The sequence below is a fragment of the Alcaligenes faecalis genome, from assembly GCF_041521385.1.
GTDB classification, from domain to species: Bacteria; Pseudomonadota; Gammaproteobacteria; order Burkholderiales; family Burkholderiaceae_B; genus Alcaligenes; species Alcaligenes faecalis_E.
Genome location: NZ_CP168006.1, coordinates 1,896,400 through 1,914,987 on the forward strand (window position 1 = coordinate 1,896,400; position 18,588 = coordinate 1,914,987).

Below are 18,588 nucleotides of genomic sequence, written 5' to 3' on the forward strand. Positions count from 1 at the left end.
TCAAACACGAAAACACAATCCTATTGGAGAGCCGCATGGTGAACATGAATCGGCGTCAGTTCTTCAAAGTGACGGGGGCCTCGCTGGCCAGTTCCAGCATGGTTTTGCTGGGCGCTGCGCCCACCCCCGCCATGGCGGAAGTCAGGCAGTACAAACTGACCCGCATGACAGAGACGCGAAATACCTGTCCTTACTGTTCTGTAGCCTGTGGAGTGCTGTTGTACTCCCGTGGTGACGGTGCCATGAATGCCGAGCCCAGTGTGGTTCACATCGAAGGCGACGCAGACCACCCGGTCAACCGTGGCACACTCTGTCCCAAGGGCGCAGGCTTGGTGGATTTCATCAAGAGCCCCAACCGACTCAAATACCCCGAATACCGCGCCGCCGGCTCGGACAAATGGGAGCGCATCTCCTGGGAAGACGCTTTCTCGCGTATTGCCAAGCTGATGAAAGAAGACCGCGACGCCAACTTCCAGACTACAACTGAAGACGGCACCGTCGTGAACCGCTGGCTGACCACGGGCATGCTGGCAGCTTCGGCCAGCAGTAACGAAGTGGGCTATGTCACCCATAAAGTCATCCGCAGCATGGGTGTTCTGGCGTTCGATAACCAAGCACGTGTCTGACACGGCCCGACGGTGGCAGGTCTTGCCCCGACGTTTGGCCGTGGAGCGATGACGAACCATTGGGTCGACATCAAGAACGCGGATATTGTGCTGATTATGGGCGGCAACGCAGCCGAGGCGCACCCCTGTGGTTTCAAATGGGTAACCGAGGCCAAAGCACACAACAATGCAAAACTGATCGTTGTGGATCCACGCTTTACGCGTTCGGCATCCGTGGCGGACTATTACGCGCCTATACGTACTGGTACCGACATCACCTTCCTGGGTGGCGTCATCAAATACCTGCTGGATAACGACAAAATCCAGCACGAATACGTGCGCAACTACACCGATATGCCCTTTATCGTGCGCGAAGACTTTGACTTCGAGCAAGGGCTGTATTCGGGCTACAACGAAGAAAAACGCAGCTACGACAAGTCCTCCTGGGACTACGAGCTGGGCGAGGACGGTTACGTCAAAACCGACCCCACCTTGCAACACCCACGCTCGGTGTACCAACTGCTGCGCAAGCACTACGAGCGCTACACGCCCGAGATGGTGGAACGCGTCTGTGGCACGCCCAAGGACAAGTTCCTGAAAGTCTGTGAAATGCTGGCCTCGACCGCGGAACCGGGTCGCGCGGGCACCATTCTGTATGCACTGGGCTGGACGCAACACACGATTGGGTCGCAAATCATCCGCACCGGCGCCATGGTCCAGTTGCTGCTGGGTAATATCGGTATTGCCGGTGGTGGCATGAACGCACTGCGCGGACACTCCAACATTCAGGGGCTGACCGACCTGGGTTTGATGTCCAACCTGCTACCGGGCTATCTGACCTTGCCCAACCAGGCCGAGCAAGAGTTTGACGGCTACATTGGTGCACGCGCCCACCAACCGCTCCGCCCGAACCAGTTGAGCTACTGGCGCAACTACAAGAAGTTCCACGTCAGCCTGATGAAAGCCTGGTTTGGTGATGCTGCCCAGGCCGAGAACAACTGGGCCTACGACTACCTGCCCAAGCTGGACAAGCTCTACGACATGCTGCAGGTGTTCGAGCTGATGGACGAAGGCAAGATGACGGGCTACATCTGTCAGGGCTTCAACCCCCTGGCGGCGGCTCCGTACAAGGCCAAACTACTGCGTGGTTTCTCCAAGCTCAAGTACATGGTCATCATGGACCCGCTGGTCACGGAAACGTCAGAGTTCTGGAAAAACTATGGCGAACACAATGATGTCGATTCCGCTTCCATCCAGACCGAAGTGTTCCGTCTGCCCACCACCTGTTTCGCCGAGGAAGAAGGCGCACTGGTGAACTCGGGCCGCTGGTTGCAATGGCACTGGAAGGCCGCCAACCCTCCGGGGGAGGCCAAGAGCGACATTGAGATCATGAGCACGCTGTTCACGCATATTCGCTCGCTGTACCAGAAAGAAGGCGGCGCCTTCCCTGACCCAATCCTGAACCTGTCCTGGCCGTACTCCAACCCGCACGATCCAACCGCTGCTGAACTGGCCAAGGAATACTCGGGGCGGGCACTGGTCGATCTGGTCGATCCCAAAGATCCGACCAAGATCATACGTAAGGCAGGCGAACAGCTCGATGGCTTTGCCCAATTGCGCGACGACGGCACCACGCTCAGTGGTTGCTGGATCTATGCCGGTGCCTGGACGCAGCAAGGCAACCTGATGGCTCGCCGCGACAATAGCGATCCAACCGGCATCGGCCAGACGCTGAACTGGGCCTGGGCCTGGCCAGCGAACCGCCGCGTGCTCTACAACCGTGCGTCCTGTGACCTGAACGGCAAGCCTTTTGACCCTCGCCGCAACCTGATTCACTGGGATGGAAAACGCTGGGGTGGTGCGGACGTCCCTGACTACAAGGCCGATGAAAATCCCGCTGATGGCATGGGCCCGTTCATCATGAACCCCGAAGGGGTGGCCCGCTTCTTTGCCCGCAAAGGCATGGCAGAAGGCCCGTTCCCCGAGCACTACGAGCCCTTTGAAAGCCCCTTGAGCTACAACCCGCTCAGTCCTGACGAGCCTCGTGCCATGACCAACCCGGCGGCGCGTATCTTCAAGGACGACCTGGCGGCCATGGGTACGGTAGACAAGTTCCCCTACGTGGGTACCACCTACCGCCTGACCGAGCACTTCCACTACTGGACCAAGCACGTGAAGCTGAACGCCATCGTGCAGCCCGAACAGTTTGTGGAAATTGGCGAGGAACTGGCCAAGGAAGTGGGCATTGTCCAGGGCGACCGCGTCAAGGTGTCCTCCAACCGGGGCTACATCAAGGCCGTGGCAGTCGTGACCAAGCGCATCAAGGCCCTGAACGTGGATGGCAAAACGGTCCACCAAGTGGGGATCCCGCTGCACTGGGGTTTTGTAGGTCTGGCCCGACCTGGTTTCCTGATCAATGCGCTGACACCGCCCGTAGGGGACGGCAACTCGCAAACGCCGGAGACCAAGGCCTTTTTGGTTCAACTTGAAAAGGTTAAGGAGTAAGCCATGGCCTTGCAATCACTCGATATCAAACGGCGCTCTGCAACCACCACCCCATCGCCCAGCGTGCGCGAGCCCGTGGGCGGGGAGGTGGCCAAGCTGATCGACACCAGTAAGTGCATTGGCTGTAAGGCCTGTCAGGTCGCCTGCATGGAATGGAACGATACGCGCGACGAAATCGGCCACAACGTCGGGGTGTATGACAACCCGGCCGACCTGACCGACAAGTCCTGGACCATCATGCGCTTTGCGGAGTATGAAAACCCCGCTGGCGACCTGGAATGGCTGATTCGCAAAGACGGCTGTATGCACTGCGAGGACCCAGGCTGCCTGAAGGCCTGTCCCTCGCCGGGCGCCATCGTGCAGTACACCAACGGCATTGTGGATTTCCACGAAGAAAACTGCATTGGCTGCGGCTACTGCGTGACCGGCTGTCCTTTCGATGTGCCCCGCATTTCGGAAAAGGACAAGAAAGCCTACAAGTGCACCTTGTGTTCGGACCGTGTGGCGGTCGGACAGGAACCGGCCTGTGCCAAGACCTGTCCTACCGGCGCGATTGTTTTCGGTACGAAAGAAGACATGCAGCATCATGCTGAAGAGCGTATTGAGGACCTGAAATCGCGCGGCTTTGAAAACGCCGGTCTGTACGACCCGGCTGGAGTGGGCGGCACCCACGTCATGTATGTGCTGCATCACGCCGACAAGCCCGAGCTGTACAGCGACCTGCCCAAAGACCCGCAAATCAGTCCGATGGTCTCGCTCTGGAAGGGAGTAGCCAAACCGCTGGGGGTTGCAGCGATGGCACTGACCGCTCTGGTTGGTTTCTTCCACTACATCCGAACCGGCCCGAACGAGACTGACGAGGAAGACGAGCGCCGCGCCGACGAGGACGCCCGCAAGATCCAGGAGGCTCACCATGACTGATCACAACCGCAAAGGCCTGATTCAGCGTTACACCGCCAGTCAGCGCATTAATCACTGGATTATTGCCATAAGCTTTGTGCTGCTGACTTTGTCCGGGCTGGCGCTGTTTCATCCGTCCATGTTCTGGCTGACCAATCTGTTTGGCGGGGGCCCGTGGACACGCATTCTTCACCCGTTTATTGGCGTGGTGATGTTTGTGTGCTTTTTCCTGTTTGCGGCACGCATGGTACGGCACAATATGTTCTCCAAGGGTGATGCGGCCTGGCTGCGTCACTTCAAGGACGTGCTCAACGCCAAGGACGAGCGTATCCCCGAAGTAGGCCGCTATAACGCCGGGCAAAAAATCCTGTTTTTTGCGCTGGTGATCTTCATGATCGGCTTACTGGCAACGGGTGTGGTGATGTGGCGCGAATACTTTTCCGCCTTCTTCCCCATCTGGGCCATCCGCTTGGCCTCCGTGCTGCATGCGGTCTGCGCCCTGCTGATGATTTGCGCGATTATCGTGCACATCTACGCCGGTATCTGGGTAAAGGGTTCGGTCAAAGCCATGACCCAAGGCACAGTGACCCGTGCCTGGGCTTGGAAACACCACCGCGCCTGGTTCCGTGAAGAAATGGAAAAAGGTCCTAACCGTCCTGCCGAATAAGCGGGGCTCTGTTTTATCAGCAACCCGGCTGCCATGCGCCATTTCGGGCATGGCAGTCTTGTTTTCAGGAGTCTGTCTTGCAACGCATCCTTCCGCGCGGCGAAATCGAAAGTCTGGACCACACCTCCATCCCCCGACTGCGCCTGCCTGTGCGAGCCAGCGTCTTTGCAGACCGGGCGGCGCGTCTGCGTCAATTGGCTGCCGACAATCCCGTTGGAGCCTATCTGCTCTTGCTGGCGCATCTGGTGGACGGGCAGCACAAGCAACTCACTGCGCTTGTCCCCGCCGAACTGCCTGCTGATGTGCTGGAAACGGCACAACAACACGGCATGCCGCCCTTGCTGGCCTCGGGCTGGAAGCGCGATCCGCAGTGGCTCAGTATTCTGAGCAGCTTGCTCCATCACATGATCCAGACCTCGGATGTGCCTGCGGCTGCCCAAGAGGTTTGCCAGGGCCTGCTTAACAAAGCCGAGTCTGACCCACAAAAGCTGGAAGATCTGGCTGACGCGATTCTGGCCGAGCAATTGCCAGAACAAGATGGTGCCGCCGCACCTTTTGTCATGGCCGCCTTGCAGGTCTACTGGACGCACCTGGCCTGTTCGCTGACCGAGGGCCAACTGTCTGTAACCAGCCCCTTTGGCGTATGCCCATCCTGCGGCAGCCTGCCCGTATCCAGCGTGGTGCGTGTCGGTGGTCGTGAAGATGGCTGCCGCTACATGTGCTGCCCCCGTTGCAGCGTGGAATGGCATCTGGTGCGTGTCACCTGCTCGCACTGCGAAAGCACCAAAAGCGTGGCTTATCACGCCATTGAAGATGGCCCGGAAGGGATCAAGGCCGAGTCCTGCGACAACTGCCACACCTACCGCAAAATCTTCTATCAGGAAAAGCAGTTGGGCATAGACCCGGTTGCGGACGACCTGGCCAGCCTGGCTCTGGACGTTCTGATGGGCGAAGAAGGCTATTCCCGCGCCAGCGGCAATCCACTTCTTTGGCAGCAGTCTTAAGCTAAGATTCCCCTACGCCTTGTCGCTTTGCGCACAAGGCGTAGCTGATGGACCCCGCCCATAGACTCAAATGCCTGCCTTTGAATGATGAGCCCTACTCCTGAACTCTCCCCCGCCCACATCCCTTCCCTGGACCGCCTGCTGCGCTCGCCAGAGTTCCAGCCCTTGCTCAGCCAGTTCGGTCACACACGCGTCAGTCAGCACGCCCGCGTCCATTTGCAGGCACTGCGGGAGGCCGTGTTAAAGGGAGCACTACGCCCTCAGGATCTGGAGCCCGCCCAGCTCACTCAAGCATTGCAGGCCAAGCTGCAAGAAGAATCCAAGCTACAACTGCGCCCGGTCTTCAATCTGACCGGCACCGTGCTGCACACCAATCTTGGGCGTGCGATGCTACCGGATGACGCCATCCAGGCTGTCGTCCAGGCCATGCGCTCCCCCGCCAATCTGGAATTCGATCTGCACACCGGAGGCCGAGGCGACCGCGATGACCTGATCAACCCCTTGCTCTGCGAATTGACGGGCGCCGAAGCCGCCACGGTCGTAAACAATAATGCCGCCGCCGTGCTGCTGATGCTCAGCACCCTGAGCCCCCGACGGGAAACCGTGGTGTCGCGCGGTGAGCTGGTTGAAATTGGCGGCGCCTTCCGTATCCCCGACATCATGAAACGGGCAGGTGCCCGCCTGCATGAAGTAGGCACCACCAACCGTACCCACGCGGCTGACTACGAAAACGCCATCAACGAGCGCACCGCCATGTTGATGAAGGTGCATTGCAGCAATTACGCCGTCAAAGGCTTCACCAAAAGCGTTTCAGTCGAAGAAGTTGCACAGATAGCCAAAAAACACGGCCTGCCCACCAGCGTGGATCTGGGCAGCGGCACCTTGGTGGACCTGAGCCAATGGGGTCTGCCCCCTGAACCCACCGTGCGCGAGACCATCGAAGCCGGTGCCGATATCGTGACCTTCAGCGGCGACAAGCTGCTGGGTGGCCCCCAGGCGGGTCTGATCGTAGGCCGGGCAGACCTGATCGCCAAGATCAAGAAAAACCCGCTCAAACGCGCTCTGCGCGTGGGCAAAATTACCTTGGCCGCGCTGGAACCGGTACTGGCCTTGTACCGTTCGCCAGAACGCCTGCCCGAACACCTGACCACCCTGCGTCTGCTGACTCGGCCAGCGGCTGAAATGCGTGCCCAGGCACTGCGTTTGGCACCTGTCTTGCAGCAATGGGTAGGGACACAATTTGTTGTCGAGCCCACTGCCATGCTGAGCCAGATTGGCAGCGGTGCTCTGCCCGAGGATGTGCTGCCCAGCTTTGGCCTACGCTTTGCCTACCCAGGCACAGGCCGTCCGGGCCGCCATCTGACTGCACTGGAAAAACGCCTGCGCACTTTACCCCAGCCCGTCATCGGGCGTATTGCGCAAGATGCCTTTTGGCTGGACCTGCGTTGTCTGGAAGAGCCCTTTGAAGCCACCTTCAGCGCACAACTGACTCCCGAGCAAGCATGATTGTTGGCACCGCAGGACATATCGATCACGGCAAAACCACCTTGATCCGCGCCTTGACTGGCGTGGATACCGACCGTCTGGAAGAGGAAAAAAAGCGCGGCATCTCCATCCAGTTGGGCTATGCCTATACGCCCTTACCCGACGGACAGATTCTGGGATTTATTGATGTTCCCGGCCACGAGCGTCTGGTACACACCATGGTTGCAGGGGCCACCGGCATTGATTTTGGCCTGCTGATCGTGGCCGCAGATGACGGCGTCATGCCGCAAACCCGCGAGCATTTGGCGGTGCTGCAACTACTCGGGTTACAGGCCGGCGCCATCGTTCTGAGCAAGGCGGATCGCGCGGATGTGGCCCGGATTGAATCCGTCAAAGCCGAGCTGCAAACCCTTGTCCAAGGAACCTTTCTGGACCATGCGCCCGTCTTCGTCGTCGATGCCCTGTCCAACGACCGACCCGGTCTGGAAGCGTTACGCCAGCATCTGCATACACAAGCCCTGCAATCCGCCACACAGAATGGCCAAGGCTATTTCCGGCTGGCCATTGATCGTGTTTTCACCCTGCAAGGCCATGGCACGGTCGTGACCGGCACGGTACACGACGGGGTGCTGGATCTGGACGGCCCGGCGATAGACTTGCGCCTGATGCCGCGTGGCACGCCAGTGCGAGTACGCAGTATCCATGCCCAGAACCAGGCCTCGCGCCAGGCCCGAGCCGGCCAGCGTTGTGCCCTGAACCTGGGCGGGATGGATGTGCAGGATATCGAGCGCGGCGACTGGCTGGCCGACGCGCGATGCTTCATCCCCTCCACGCGTATCGACGTGGAACTGAGCCTGCTGGACAAAGATATCCCCGCCTTGCGCACCTGGTCGCCCTGGCATGTCCACATGGGGGCCGCACACCTGACGGCCCATGCCGTGCCTTTGGATGGCGAGTCCTTGCAGCCCGGCCAGACCGGCAAGGTCCAATTGGTCTTTGACCGTCCCATCTGCACCATGACGGGCGAGCGATTTATTGTGCGCAACGCCCAGGCTAGCGAAACGGTCGGCGGCGGGATTGTGCTGGACCCGAATGCACCGGACCGCAAACGACGCTCTACAACGCGCCTGGCCTGGCTGGACGCCTTGGCACAATGGGCGCATGGTGGACCACTGGAGGGCCTGCTGGCCCACGCGCCCTACGGGCTGGACGAGGCAACGCTGCTGCGTCTGTCGGGAGGATCTCAACAAGGTTTGATCGCCCCGGCCAATGCACGCTGGCACACGGGTTCTCGCCCACAAAGCCCGTCTATTTTGATCAGTGATGCACGCCTGGAGGCCCTGACCCAACACGTCGAAAGCGTCATGCTGCAGTTCCACGAACGCAGTCCCGACGAGCCTGGCCTGTCCATCAGCCGTCTGCGACGCATGGCCGCCCCCACCATGCCCGACACCGTCTGGCAACTACTGACTGAACATATGCTAGCCGCCCAGCGTCTGGCACGTCAGGGGGCCTGGCTGCACACACCTGGACACCGCGTTACCCTGAGTCCGGAAGACCAGGCTTTGGCCAGTACCTTGCTGCCCTTGATCGAAGCCGGTCGTTTTGACCCACCTTGGACACGCGATCTGGCCAAAGAGACCGAAACCCCGGAAGACCAGACCCGCCATGTGCTGCGCCGACTGGTACGCCAAGGGGAGCTGTTTCAGATCGTGCATGATCTCTTTTATCACCGCCGCCAGATTGCCATCCTGGCTGATATCGTCAAGGAGCTGCACAGCGGCCAAGGCCTCAGTGCCGCGCAGTTTCGCGATGCCACGGGATTGGGCCGCAAACGGGCCATTCAGATTCTGGAATTCTTTGATCGCGTCGGCTATACACGACGGGTACGTGATCGCCATGTATTACGGGGGGAAGCCTGGTCGGCTGCACATTGAACCCGGAGCGTCATGCGGGAGTCAGGGCATGCAGCACCCTGATCGTTGAAGCGTACTCAGCCCTAACGTATGATAGGGCCTCGATGGAAAGCATCCGTGCCCGGTGGCACGGCCGGGCTTCAAACCCGGTTGGGGGCGTCAGACGTTCCCAGGTAGGTTCGACTCCTGCTGCTTTCCGCCAGTTTCTTAAGCGCCCCCAACGCCACAGGCACTACTGAGACGCCTGTGTGTGTGTTGGCCAGCCTACCTCTCAGGCGTGGAACGACGCCCTGCTGTCGGCCCTGCGTCTGAGCAAGTCACCGCCAGTACCTGCGCCTGTTGATCCCCCAAGCTAAGCACACTATGGGGTAGCTCCGAGTCAAAATAAACGGAATCACCCACCTCCAAGGTCATGCTGTGTTCGGCAATGGTGACCTGCACTTGTCCTTGAATCACAAACAAAAACTCTTCCCCCCCGTGCGGGAAGGTCGGTGCAGGCTGCTGGTGGTCGTGTGGAGGGTAAATGATAAAGGGATCCATCAAGCGAAAACGTCGTCGCCCGGCCATGCTTTCGTAACGGTACGCGCTGTGGCCGGCCACGCTGGGCAAGGGCATACGATCGTGCCGACGCACGACACACACACTTTCGTCTTGATCCAACTCCCCCTCTCCAATCAGTTGCGACACTCCCATGCCATAAGCCTGAGCCAGCTTGACCACGGTAGAGATAGAGGGCGCGCTGACAGCTCGCTCCAGCTTGGACAAATAACTTTTAGTCAGACCAGTACGCTGGGCCAATTGCTCCAGCGACAAGCCATGTTGGCGACGCAGAGCGCGCAAGCGAAAGGGAAGATGGGTCATGTGGGCTAAAAAGAGGTGCGGCGCCCGAGGCCAGGCTCGGAGCGCATATAAAAAAGCAGCCTCTTATTCTACTCAAAAACATCCGCATGGCGTTTCAAGGCCTTTCGGGCATAGTATTCAAAGCCGATCTCGGAACGACGTGGCCTCAAAATCCAGTCATGCGCCTCCCGGCCCAATTCCGGTGCAATAGGCTTGATCTGTCCGGCCGACATCGCCAACAGTTGCATGCGCGCTGTACGCTCAAATTGCAATGCCAGAACACAAGCCTCTTCTACGGAGGCCGCCGCCACCAACATGCCATGGTGTGACAACAAAATAGCGCGTTTATCACCCAAAGCCTCGGCAATGATCTGCCCTTCTTCATTGCCAACGGGCACACCAGGCCAATCTTTCAGGAACGCACAGTCCTCATACAAGGGGCAGTTGTCCATATGAGAGACCTCTAACGGAACCTCCAGCATGGACAGGGCGGCCACATGCAAAGGATGCGTATGAATGATGCAGTTCACATCGGGTCGGGCACGATACACCCAGGAGTGAAAGCGGTTTGCCGGATTCGGCATGCCATACCCCTTCAACACGGTCAGATCCTCGTCTACCAGCAAAACGTTCGTCGAGGTGATCTCGTCAAAACCCAAGCCCAGTTGCTGGGTAAAGTACGTGCCCTCCTGTTCCCCGCGTGCGGTAATCTGGCCTGCCAGCCCAGAGTCATGGCCACCATCAAAGAGAATACGGCAAGTCAGTGCGAGCTTCTCGGGGACACTGCGTTCAGGGATTTCAAACACGGCCTGCATTCGGCTTTGTGCTTGTTCAATCAGCACAGATTTAGACAAGCTCATGGTGTCACTCATAACCACTCCTTTTGTAAATGACGTTCCTGCTCACAACAGCGGGACATAGCCCGCCAGGGCCTGCATGCGCTCGAGCCAGAGTCGGACCGATGGATAAGCGCGCAGATCATACCCCCCTTGCGGCGCCATGCAGGTATAGGGAAACAAGGCAACATCCGCGATGCTGGGACTGTCTCCCACAAAATAGTGATGTAACTGCAGATGCGCCTCCATATGGGCCAGAGCCTTATTGCCCTGCTCACGCCACGCCAGCACTGCAGGGTCGTCCACCGTCATCGTGCCTCGCAATGTCACCCACAGTCTTGGCTGGGCAAGGTTGGTCATATGCTGCGTCTGCTCAAAAGACAGCCACTGCAGAATCTGTGCCTGGGTGAGCGCATCGGCGGGCAAGAACGCCGTGCCCTGTGCCAGATACCACAAGATAGCGGCCGATTCCGCCAGCCAGGGCCCTTCCCGAGTCCGCAATACCGGCACCTGCCCCCAGGGATTGATACGCCGGAACGCCTCGGTATCCAGATCCCCCTCCACGATAGACAGGCTGCGCCGCTGTAGCGTTATATCCAGATAGCCACACAGCAGTCGCACCTTCCAGCCATTGCCGGTATAGATCGTGTCGATAAGCTCCAGTGCCGGTTGGTTCATCATTTGCCCCTTACTCCAGGCTGATTGCTGCGGTCTGCACAATACGCTCCCACTTGCTGCGCTCGGCCTTGATGAAGTTTTGGTACTCGTCCTGGGTGCCGGTGTAGACCTGGCTGCCTTGCTGCTCCAGATGAGCTTTGAACTCCGGGTCGGCCAGTGTCTTTTGTAATGCCGTCCTCAATACAGCAACGGTCTCCGGTGGCGTACCGGGTGGAGCCAACAACACGTTCCAGGAGCTGATGCGCAAATCAGGGGCGCCCAACTCTGCGCTGGAAGGGACTTCCGGAGCGGCCGAGGAACGTTGACTATCAGCCAGCACCAGTGCATGGAGTTTGCCCGCCTTCACTTGCGGCATGATCACTGGAATGGCATCCATCACCATGTCAGCATGGCGACCCACCACGGCGCTGACCGCTTCCCCCCCGCTCTTGAAGGGGATATGTCGTACATCCAGTTTCTCGGTTAGCTTGAACAGTTCGATCCCTAAATGCGGAGAACTCCCGACTCCTGCAGACCCAAAGTTCAGCAGCCCCGGTTCCTGCCGGGCATGGCTGACCAATTGGGCGTACGTTTCTGTACCCAGGTCCGAACGAACTGCCAGCACATACGGCGACCCCGTCACCATACCGATGGGTACAAAAGCCTGTGGGTCGTAGTTGATCTTGGAGACAAGCAAGGGATTGACCACCTGTGTCCCTACTGTCCCCATGAACACGGTGTATCCGTCCGCTTTGGCATTTTGTGCGGCCTGGGCGGCAATCATGCCACCGGCACCCGCCTTGTTTTCAACAATCACGGTCTGATCCAACTCCTTGCCCAACTGCTGGGCAAGAAGGCGGGCCACCAGATCTGTGATACCGCCTGCGCCAAAGGGCACGATCAAACGCACTGGCTGAGCTGGAAACGTCGTTGCCTGCGCCGACCCCACAAACATCATCAAGGCCGCCCACCCGGCCATCGTTAAACCAAGCATCCTTTTCATGACATGTCTCCTGAACTTTTTAAGTTTGAATTGTTCAGGACACATTCTCATCAAAAATGACCCATCGTGTCAAATAAAGAAATGAATGTCTTAAAAGATTTTTTTATCGAACCCAAGCAAGGAAGCAGTAGGCGTATTTTCGGGATTCGTGGCGCTGTCCAGGTATGACAGCCATCTGAAAAAAACCAGAAGTTTTCCTATAAAACAAATCTTGTCCAGAACACCACTGAAGGCTTATCTGTGCTGTCCGTGTTTCAGACACCACACATTCGTCTGCTTTCTCGACAGCCAACACATTTTTAAACAAAATATTGATTACGAATAATTCTCATTATATTTATCAGCTACCAGGAAAGAGAGTATGAATGTATTGACGCCACCGGCCCGCCGCCCGATCTTTGCATTGGGCCTGCTCGCCACGGCTTTGGCAGCCAGTTTCAATGCGCAAGCACAAACCTCCAACGTACGTGGTGGGGTCACCTCGCTGGAGGAAATCCGTGTCCTGCCTTCGGCAGAAGAGGCTGTCAAACAGGCTCCAGGCGTGTCCACTATCACCGCCAAGGATATTGAAAAACGCCCTCCCGCCAACGATCTGTCTGAGCTAATCCGTACCATGCCTGGCGTGAACCTGACAGGTAACAGCCCATCTGGAACCTACGGTAATAGTCGCCAGATTGACTTGCGCGGCATGGGCCCGGAAAACACCTTGATCCTGATTGACGGCAAGCCCGTCAGCTCGCGCGACTCCATCCGCATGGGACGCAACGGGGAACGCAATACCCGTGGCGACAGCAACTGGGTACCTGCCAACGCCATCGAACGCATTGAGGTTTTGCGTGGGCCAGCAGCCGCGCGCTACGGCTCCGGGGCCGCCGGTGGTGTGGTGAACATCATCACAAAAGCGCCTACCGATACCTTCTCCGGCTCGGTAACCGCCTATGGCTTAATCCCCGAGGACAGCGATTACGGCTCCACACGTCGCACCGGCTTTAACCTGTCCGGCCCCATCGCCGACAAACTGTCTTTCCGCGTCTACGGCAATATCGCCAAAACCGATGCAGACAAACCTGCCTTGAACGCCCAATCCTCTGGCATTGATGTCAGCGAAACAAACGTCCCACCCGCAGGCCGCGAAGGTGTACGCAACAAGGACATCAACGGCTTGATCCGCCTAGATATCAACCGCGACCATCGCCTGGAACTGGAAGGCTCGTTTAGTCGCCAGGGTAATATTTTTGCCGGCGAACGTCTGTTCACCAATGGCAATGCCACTATCGCTTCGCTGGCCGATGACGGTGCCGAAACCAACATCATGTATCGCCGCGCTGGCTCCTTGAGCCACTATGGAGACTATGGCCAAGGCCGCCGTTCGCGCCTCACCGTTGCCTATGAGGGCACCACCAACTCCCGCTTGAATGAAGGGCTGGCCGGAGGTGGCGAAGGCAGTATTTCCAACCCTGGCGCGGGTTCCGTATCAGAGCTGCGCTCGTTGAACCTGTCAGGCGAATACAACACGCCCTTACAGATCGCCAACAAGCACGTGCTGATGACCATAGGCTTTGAACACCGTGATCAACGCCTGGATGATGATTACGCTACCCGCTCTGGCCAGACCATCAATGGCAACACCGACTCCAAGAGCAAGGCTCGCACCACTGCCGCCTATGTGGAAGGCAATATCGAGCTGACCGAAGCCCTGACCATCACTCCCGGTGTCCGCTTTGACCACCACAGCAAGTTTGGCGACAACTGGAGCCCCAGCCTGAACGCCTCCTACTTCCTGACCGACCATCTGACCCTGAAAGGCGGTATTGCCCGCGCGTTCAAAGCGCCTAACCTGTACCAGTCCAACCCCAACTACCTGTACCAGACACGTGGCTACGGTTGCCCGTTCGACCCCGTAACAGGCCAACGTGTGAGTGGACCTTGCTACATCTTCGGTAACGACAATCTGTCGCCCGAGCGCAGCATCAACAAGGAAATTGGTCTGGCCTACGACAATGCCGGCTGGGCAGCAGGGTTGACGTACTTTCAAAACGACTACAGCAACAAGATTGTGGCCGATATGGGCGACCAAACCATTCCGGATGCGGTGAACATCGGCGGCTCCCTGGTGCGTCCCTTCCAATGGGTGAACTCCGGCAAGGCGGTCATCCGCGGTCTGGAGGGCAATCTGACCATCCCGATTCTGGGTGAGAACGGCGAGACACTGAGCCTGAGCAATAACCTGACTTACATGATCACCAACAAGTCCAAGGAAACGAATCAGCCTTTGACCGTCATTCCACGCTACACCCTGAACAGCACGCTGGATTGGCGCGTGAACGACAAGCTGTCCATGCTGGCAACCGCCACCCTGTATGGCAAGCAAAAACCTCGCTCGCAGAACCTGTCCAATAACTCGGCCGTGACAGGCGATGGTCTGCGTGAACGTGGCTCGTATGCCATCTTCGGCCTAAGCGGTGCTTATCAAGTGACCAAGTCCACGAATATCCGCCTGGGCGTCAACAACCTGTTCGACAAGCGTCTGTACCGCGAGGACTCCGGTAGCGGCCAAGGTGCCAACACCTATAACGAGCCTGGCCGTCAATACTATGCAACTTTGACAGCCAGCTTCTAAGGCCTCTTGCTAGAGCCCCTGCCCTCCTCAACTGGAGTGGCAGGGGCTAGCTCTTCCCTCGCTTCGACCCAGCTCTCCCCGGCCCCGCCCCAACAACGCTAGACTAAAGCCTTGTTAGCCATCCATCTGGCTACAGAACCATCACATTCGGGAGCTGATCTTGTCGTCCACCGAGCCTGACCTCGCGATCTACGCCGGGCCTCGTGCCCATCGCCACATTCAAAACCAGGGTTTGCATGCCAAAGATATCAGCACATTAATTGGCAGCGCGGGCGGACCAAAGGCCTTGGCACTCACTGGGCTGGATCAGTACCTGTTTGGGGACTGGCTCAACACACATGACGAGCCACTATGGTTATTTGGCAGCTCAGTGGCCTCCTGGCGGTTTGCCTGCGCAGCCCAGAACGACCCCCACAAAGCTTTTGCGGACTTCGCGCAGCTTTATATACACAGCCCCTTTCTACCTAACTCCACAGTAGCGGACATTACCCGGTCTACCCAGACCATGCTGAAAACGTTCCTGGGGGACGCCGACTCGCAGGCGGCCATCCTGAACCACCCGCGCTATCGCTTCGCCATTACCGTGGCGCGCAGCAAAGGCTGGGCGAGCTCTCGCAATCAAAAACAGCTTGGCGCAGCCCTGCTCGGTTGCATGGTCGGCAACTATGTACACCCAGCCATCCCGCGCTGGTTCTTTGAACGGGTCATCGTGCACGACACCCGCAGCCCCTTGCCCATCCACGGCAAACATCACAGTCAGGCTCGCTACGCGGCGCTGGATCAGCACAACCTGTTCCAGACCCTGGCTGCCAGCACCGCCATTCCATTAGTCATCGACGGTGTTGATGCTGCCCATAACTGGCCCGCCGGGCTCTACCGGGACGGTGGACTGGTGGACTACAACTTTTGCGCACTGGATCTGGACAGCCCTGGCCTGACCTTGTTTCCCCATTTCACACAAAAAATCAGCGCCAGTTGGTTCGACAAATACCTGCCACGCTGGCAGAAGGCCCGCCGCCCCCATAGCCTGGATAATCTGATTCTGTTATGCCCCACCCCACACTTTTATCAGCGCCTGAAAGGCCACAAAATCCCGGATCGTTCCGACTACAAGCGTCTGTCTGATGCGGACCGACGTCTGGCCTGGCAACACGCCGTTGAACACAGCCAGCACCTGGGCGAGCAGTTTGCACAATGGGTCGCTACTGACCGGCTTGCCCAGGTGGTGCGCCCCCTGCCCTTTCCCTAAATGGCGCCAGCCAAGCAAGAAGTACCCGTCAGCTCAAAACCGATAGCGCAATGACGCCATCACATTACGTGGAGCACCGTAAGTATGACTGCTGTACGCCAGGCGATAGGTTTTATCGAAAATATTATTGAAATTCACGGTTAAATCCGCCCGAGGCGTAAAGGCATATCGCGCCATCAGATCCACCACCGCATAGGCTTTCTGTGTGTTGGTTTCACGGGCTACGCCGGTTAACTGATTATCAAAAATCTTGCTTTGCCATTGCACAGAGCCACCTACCGTTAACTTATGCCATGCTCCAGGCAAACGATACGTCGTGAACAGCTTGACTTGGTCAGCCGGAATATCCGTCTTGATCTTTTCTCCGTCAGCACCACGGAAGCGGTAATGGGTATAGCCCGCTCCCATTTGCCAGCCGGGGGCCAGTTCGCCGTTGATCTCGAACTCAACCCCCTCAGAACGCGTATTGCTGGCAGCGGTGTACGCCTGATTCCCACTAGGCGTCAGTTCCTTGCCATCGACGACTGCCAGATTATCCTTACGAGTCTGAAACACTGCCAACGATGCGGATGCCGCCTCCCCAGGGAACAGATATTTAACCCCCACCTCGTAGTTAGTACCTTGTTCAGGATCCAGATAATTGCCGTCTCTGTCCTGTCTGGACTGAGGATTGAAAATTTGCGTATAGCTGACATAGGTCGCCCACTGCTCATTCCAGTCGTAGACCAGACCGGCGTACGGGGTGAACACGCCATTGTCTTTGCGCAAAGTCGTATTGGAGTGATCCTTCCAGCTAGTGACTCGTCCACCCGCGATCAACGCCAACTTGTCCGTCAAGCGCAGGCGTGTTGCGGCATACGCCCCCCACTGTCGTGCGCGCTGATTATCCGGCCCCGTAATTTTCAAGTCCGGGCGCGGTAAGTTACGGTCAAAGTCCTTGATCTGAGCAATAGGGATACGCTGGCGCGCATAAGCCATGTCATGCCGGGAAAGCTCGTAGTAATTGCCCCCCAGCATAATGTCATGCCCTTGCCCCCAAGCCTGAAAACGCCCTTTGATCGTGATGTCAGCCGTATCTTGAGTCGGTGTTTTTTCGTTAAAGCCCGCCGTCATGGAGCCACGTCCCTGCGGGGTCGGTGCCGGAGCGGCCACGCCATACAATTGCTCATTATTCAGCCAAGAACGCCCCATCGCCATTTGAATGGACCAATCATCGTTGAATTCGTGCTCAAGTTGAGCGAACGCCATCGTTCGACGCTGTTTGCTGTAAGCCCATGCCGCCGTTGCCGAATCACTGCGATCCCACTCCACCGGATTTCCGGCCGTATCCGAGACACTGAATGCGTGCATGCTGGAGCCGTCGTAACGATTATCCATGTGCTCAATACCTAATCTGGCTACCGTTCGCGCCCCCAGATCCGCCTCGATCACGCCATAGAAAACATCCCGTTTACCCTTGTAGCCATCCTTCCAGGAACGGGACTGATCATAGGCCGCAACCAGACGTCCCCGCACAGAACCGCTGTCATTGAGCGGGCCCGAAATATCGGCCATGCCACGGTAACGGTTCCAGGTCCCAGCTCCCACGGAAACCTGCCCTTGAAACTCTGCAGTGGGCCGCTTGCGCTGCATCATGATGGATGCGGACGGCTCTCCGGCCCCACTGAGCAGGCCGGTCGCGCCGCGCACAATGGCGACATTGTCATAAATAGCCGTATCCATGACGCTCACCCCGCCATAACCTTGCAAGGCGGCAGCCGTCGTAGGCACGCCATCAATAACGTAGTTCGTGATGTTAAAGCCACGGGCCTGAAATGAGGTGTAGCCTGCGCCGTCATCTCCATATTGGCGGCGACTGACCCCAGGACTTTGCTCTATGACCTGTCCCAAGGTATCCAGGCCCTGATCTTCCATCCGTTGCTGCGTAATGACCGTTGCAGACTGGGGCAGCTCCTGTAGCGTCATTGGCAACTTCAAAATCTGGGGCACTGCCTGCTGCTGATAGCTGCCTGTCCCCTCTGACTTCTCATTGTGAGCCCGCACTTTAATGGACGACAAGGTGGACACTTCCTGAGGTGTTTCCTGAGCATGCGCCGCACTCATCAAAAGCCCCAACACCATGGAATACCCGCCAGCCCAAACCACTACTTTCATTACTTCCCCTTCATGCAAATAAGAATTATTCTTATTATTGTAATGAAAAATATTTATTTTAAAAATGTGATCCAGCAAAAAACAGGGATATTTTCAGGTATAAACGCATCCCGCTTTCAAGGCACAACCACTCTGAACAAACAAACC

13 protein-coding genes and 1 tRNA gene are annotated in these 18,588 nt (G+C 57.8%); 9 read left to right on the forward strand and 5 right to left on the reverse strand.

The window, feature by feature from the left end:
• Nucleotides 1-35: 35 nt before the first annotated feature.
• From fdnG to ACDI13_RS08605, 7 genes are all read left to right on the forward strand, one after another.
• The gene (gene fdnG / locus ACDI13_RS08575) at nucleotides 36-3,110 is read left to right on the forward strand and encodes a formate dehydrogenase-N subunit alpha (RefSeq protein WP_316988861.1); all 3,075 of its coding nucleotides are present in this window, start codon (nucleotides 36-38) and stop codon (nucleotides 3,108-3,110) included.
• Between the two features lie 3 nt (nucleotides 3,111-3,113).
• A complete protein-coding gene (gene fdxH, locus ACDI13_RS08580; protein WP_316988862.1) occupies nucleotides 3,114-4,031 on the forward strand; it encodes a formate dehydrogenase subunit beta in 918 nt (305 codons plus the stop codon).
• Complete coding sequence (locus ACDI13_RS08585) at nucleotides 4,024-4,677, forward strand: formate dehydrogenase subunit gamma (RefSeq protein ID WP_316988863.1); 654 nt, start codon at nucleotides 4,024-4,026, stop codon at nucleotides 4,675-4,677. The genes fdxH and ACDI13_RS08585 overlap by 8 nt, the downstream gene beginning before the upstream one ends.
• Before the next feature lie 77 nt (nucleotides 4,678-4,754).
• Nucleotides 4,755-5,681: a formate dehydrogenase accessory protein FdhE gene (gene fdhE / locus ACDI13_RS08590; RefSeq protein ID WP_316988864.1), complete on the forward strand. Its 927-nt coding sequence runs from the start codon at nucleotides 4,755-4,757 to the stop codon at nucleotides 5,679-5,681.
• An 87-nt stretch (nucleotides 5,682-5,768) separates the two neighbouring features.
• Nucleotides 5,769-7,187 (forward strand): L-seryl-tRNA(Sec) selenium transferase, encoded by a 1,419-nt coding sequence (gene selA, locus ACDI13_RS08595; protein ID WP_316988903.1) that lies wholly within the window; start codon nucleotides 5,769-5,771, stop codon nucleotides 7,185-7,187.
• Nucleotides 7,184-9,103, forward strand: coding sequence for a selenocysteine-specific translation elongation factor (selB, locus tag ACDI13_RS08600; RefSeq protein WP_316988865.1), 1,920 nt, complete (start codon nucleotides 7,184-7,186; stop codon nucleotides 9,101-9,103). Before selA ends, selB begins: the two co-directional genes overlap by 4 nt.
• 85 nt (nucleotides 9,104-9,188) lie before the next feature.
• Nucleotides 9,189-9,284, forward strand: a tRNA-Sec gene (locus ACDI13_RS08605).
• A 62-nt stretch (nucleotides 9,285-9,346) separates the two neighbouring features.
• Here ACDI13_RS08605 and ACDI13_RS08610 read toward each other — a convergent pair.
• From ACDI13_RS08610 to ACDI13_RS08625, 4 genes are all read right to left on the reverse strand, one after another.
• Nucleotides 9,347-9,943 (reverse strand): helix-turn-helix domain-containing protein, encoded by a 597-nt coding sequence (locus ACDI13_RS08610; RefSeq protein ID WP_316988866.1) that lies wholly within the window; start codon nucleotides 9,941-9,943, stop codon nucleotides 9,347-9,349.
• A 68-nt stretch (nucleotides 9,944-10,011) separates the two neighbouring features.
• Nucleotides 10,012-10,794, reverse strand: coding sequence for an aldolase (locus tag ACDI13_RS08615; RefSeq protein ID WP_316988867.1), 783 nt, complete (start codon nucleotides 10,792-10,794; stop codon nucleotides 10,012-10,014).
• A gap of 30 nt (nucleotides 10,795-10,824) precedes the next feature.
• Nucleotides 10,825-11,439, reverse strand: coding sequence for a glutathione S-transferase family protein (locus ACDI13_RS08620; RefSeq protein ID WP_316988868.1), 615 nt, complete (start codon nucleotides 11,437-11,439; stop codon nucleotides 10,825-10,827).
• Between the two features lie 7 nt (nucleotides 11,440-11,446).
• Complete coding sequence (locus ACDI13_RS08625; RefSeq protein WP_316988869.1) at nucleotides 11,447-12,418, reverse strand: tripartite tricarboxylate transporter substrate binding protein; 972 nt, start codon at nucleotides 12,416-12,418, stop codon at nucleotides 11,447-11,449.
• Nucleotides 12,419-12,779: 361 nt separating this feature from the next.
• Here ACDI13_RS08625 and ACDI13_RS08630 point away from each other — a divergent pair, with 361 nt between their 5' ends.
• Nucleotides 12,780-15,038, forward strand: coding sequence for a FepA family TonB-dependent siderophore receptor (locus tag ACDI13_RS08630; RefSeq protein ID WP_316988870.1), 2,259 nt, complete (start codon nucleotides 12,780-12,782; stop codon nucleotides 15,036-15,038).
• 160 nt (nucleotides 15,039-15,198) lie between these two features.
• Nucleotides 15,199-16,287 carry a hypothetical protein gene (locus tag ACDI13_RS08635; protein WP_316988871.1) on the forward strand — a complete coding sequence of 363 codons (1,089 nt, stop codon included), beginning with the start codon at nucleotides 15,199-15,201 and terminating at the stop codon, nucleotides 16,285-16,287.
• A 33-nt stretch (nucleotides 16,288-16,320) separates the two neighbouring features.
• Here ACDI13_RS08635 and ACDI13_RS08640 read toward each other — a convergent pair whose 3' ends face one another.
• On the reverse strand, nucleotides 16,321-18,441 hold the full coding sequence (locus ACDI13_RS08640) for a TonB-dependent siderophore receptor (protein ID WP_316988872.1): 2,121 nt from the start codon (nucleotides 18,439-18,441) through the stop codon (nucleotides 16,321-16,323).
• Nucleotides 18,442-18,588: the final 147 nt, after the last annotated feature.

Coding starts and splice junctions, on each gene's coding strand:
- fdxH (WP_316988862.1), top strand. CDS start 3,114: ATGGCCTTGCAATCACTCGATATCAAACGGCGCTCTGCAACCACCACC.
- ACDI13_RS08585 (WP_316988863.1), top strand. CDS start 4,024: ATGACTGATCACAACCGCAAAGGCCTGATTCAGCGTTACACCGCCAGT.
- selA (WP_316988903.1), top strand. CDS start 5,769: ATGAGCCCTACTCCTGAACTCTCCCCCGCCCACATCCCTTCCCTGGAC.
- selB (WP_316988865.1), top strand. CDS start 7,184: ATGATTGTTGGCACCGCAGGACATATCGATCACGGCAAAACCACCTTG.
- ACDI13_RS08610 (WP_316988866.1), bottom strand. CDS start 9,943: ATGACCCATCTTCCCTTTCGCTTGCGCGCTCTGCGTCGCCAACATGGC.
- ACDI13_RS08615 (WP_316988867.1), bottom strand. CDS start 10,794: ATGAGTGACACCATGAGCTTGTCTAAATCTGTGCTGATTGAACAAGCA.
- ACDI13_RS08620 (WP_316988868.1), bottom strand. CDS start 11,439: ATGATGAACCAACCGGCACTGGAGCTTATCGACACGATCTATACCGGC.
- ACDI13_RS08625 (WP_316988869.1), bottom strand. CDS start 12,418: ATGAAAAGGATGCTTGGTTTAACGATGGCCGGGTGGGCGGCCTTGATG.
- ACDI13_RS08630 (WP_316988870.1), top strand. CDS start 12,780: ATGAATGTATTGACGCCACCGGCCCGCCGCCCGATCTTTGCATTGGGC.
- ACDI13_RS08640 (WP_316988872.1), bottom strand. CDS start 18,441: ATGAAAGTAGTGGTTTGGGCTGGCGGGTATTCCATGGTGTTGGGGCTT.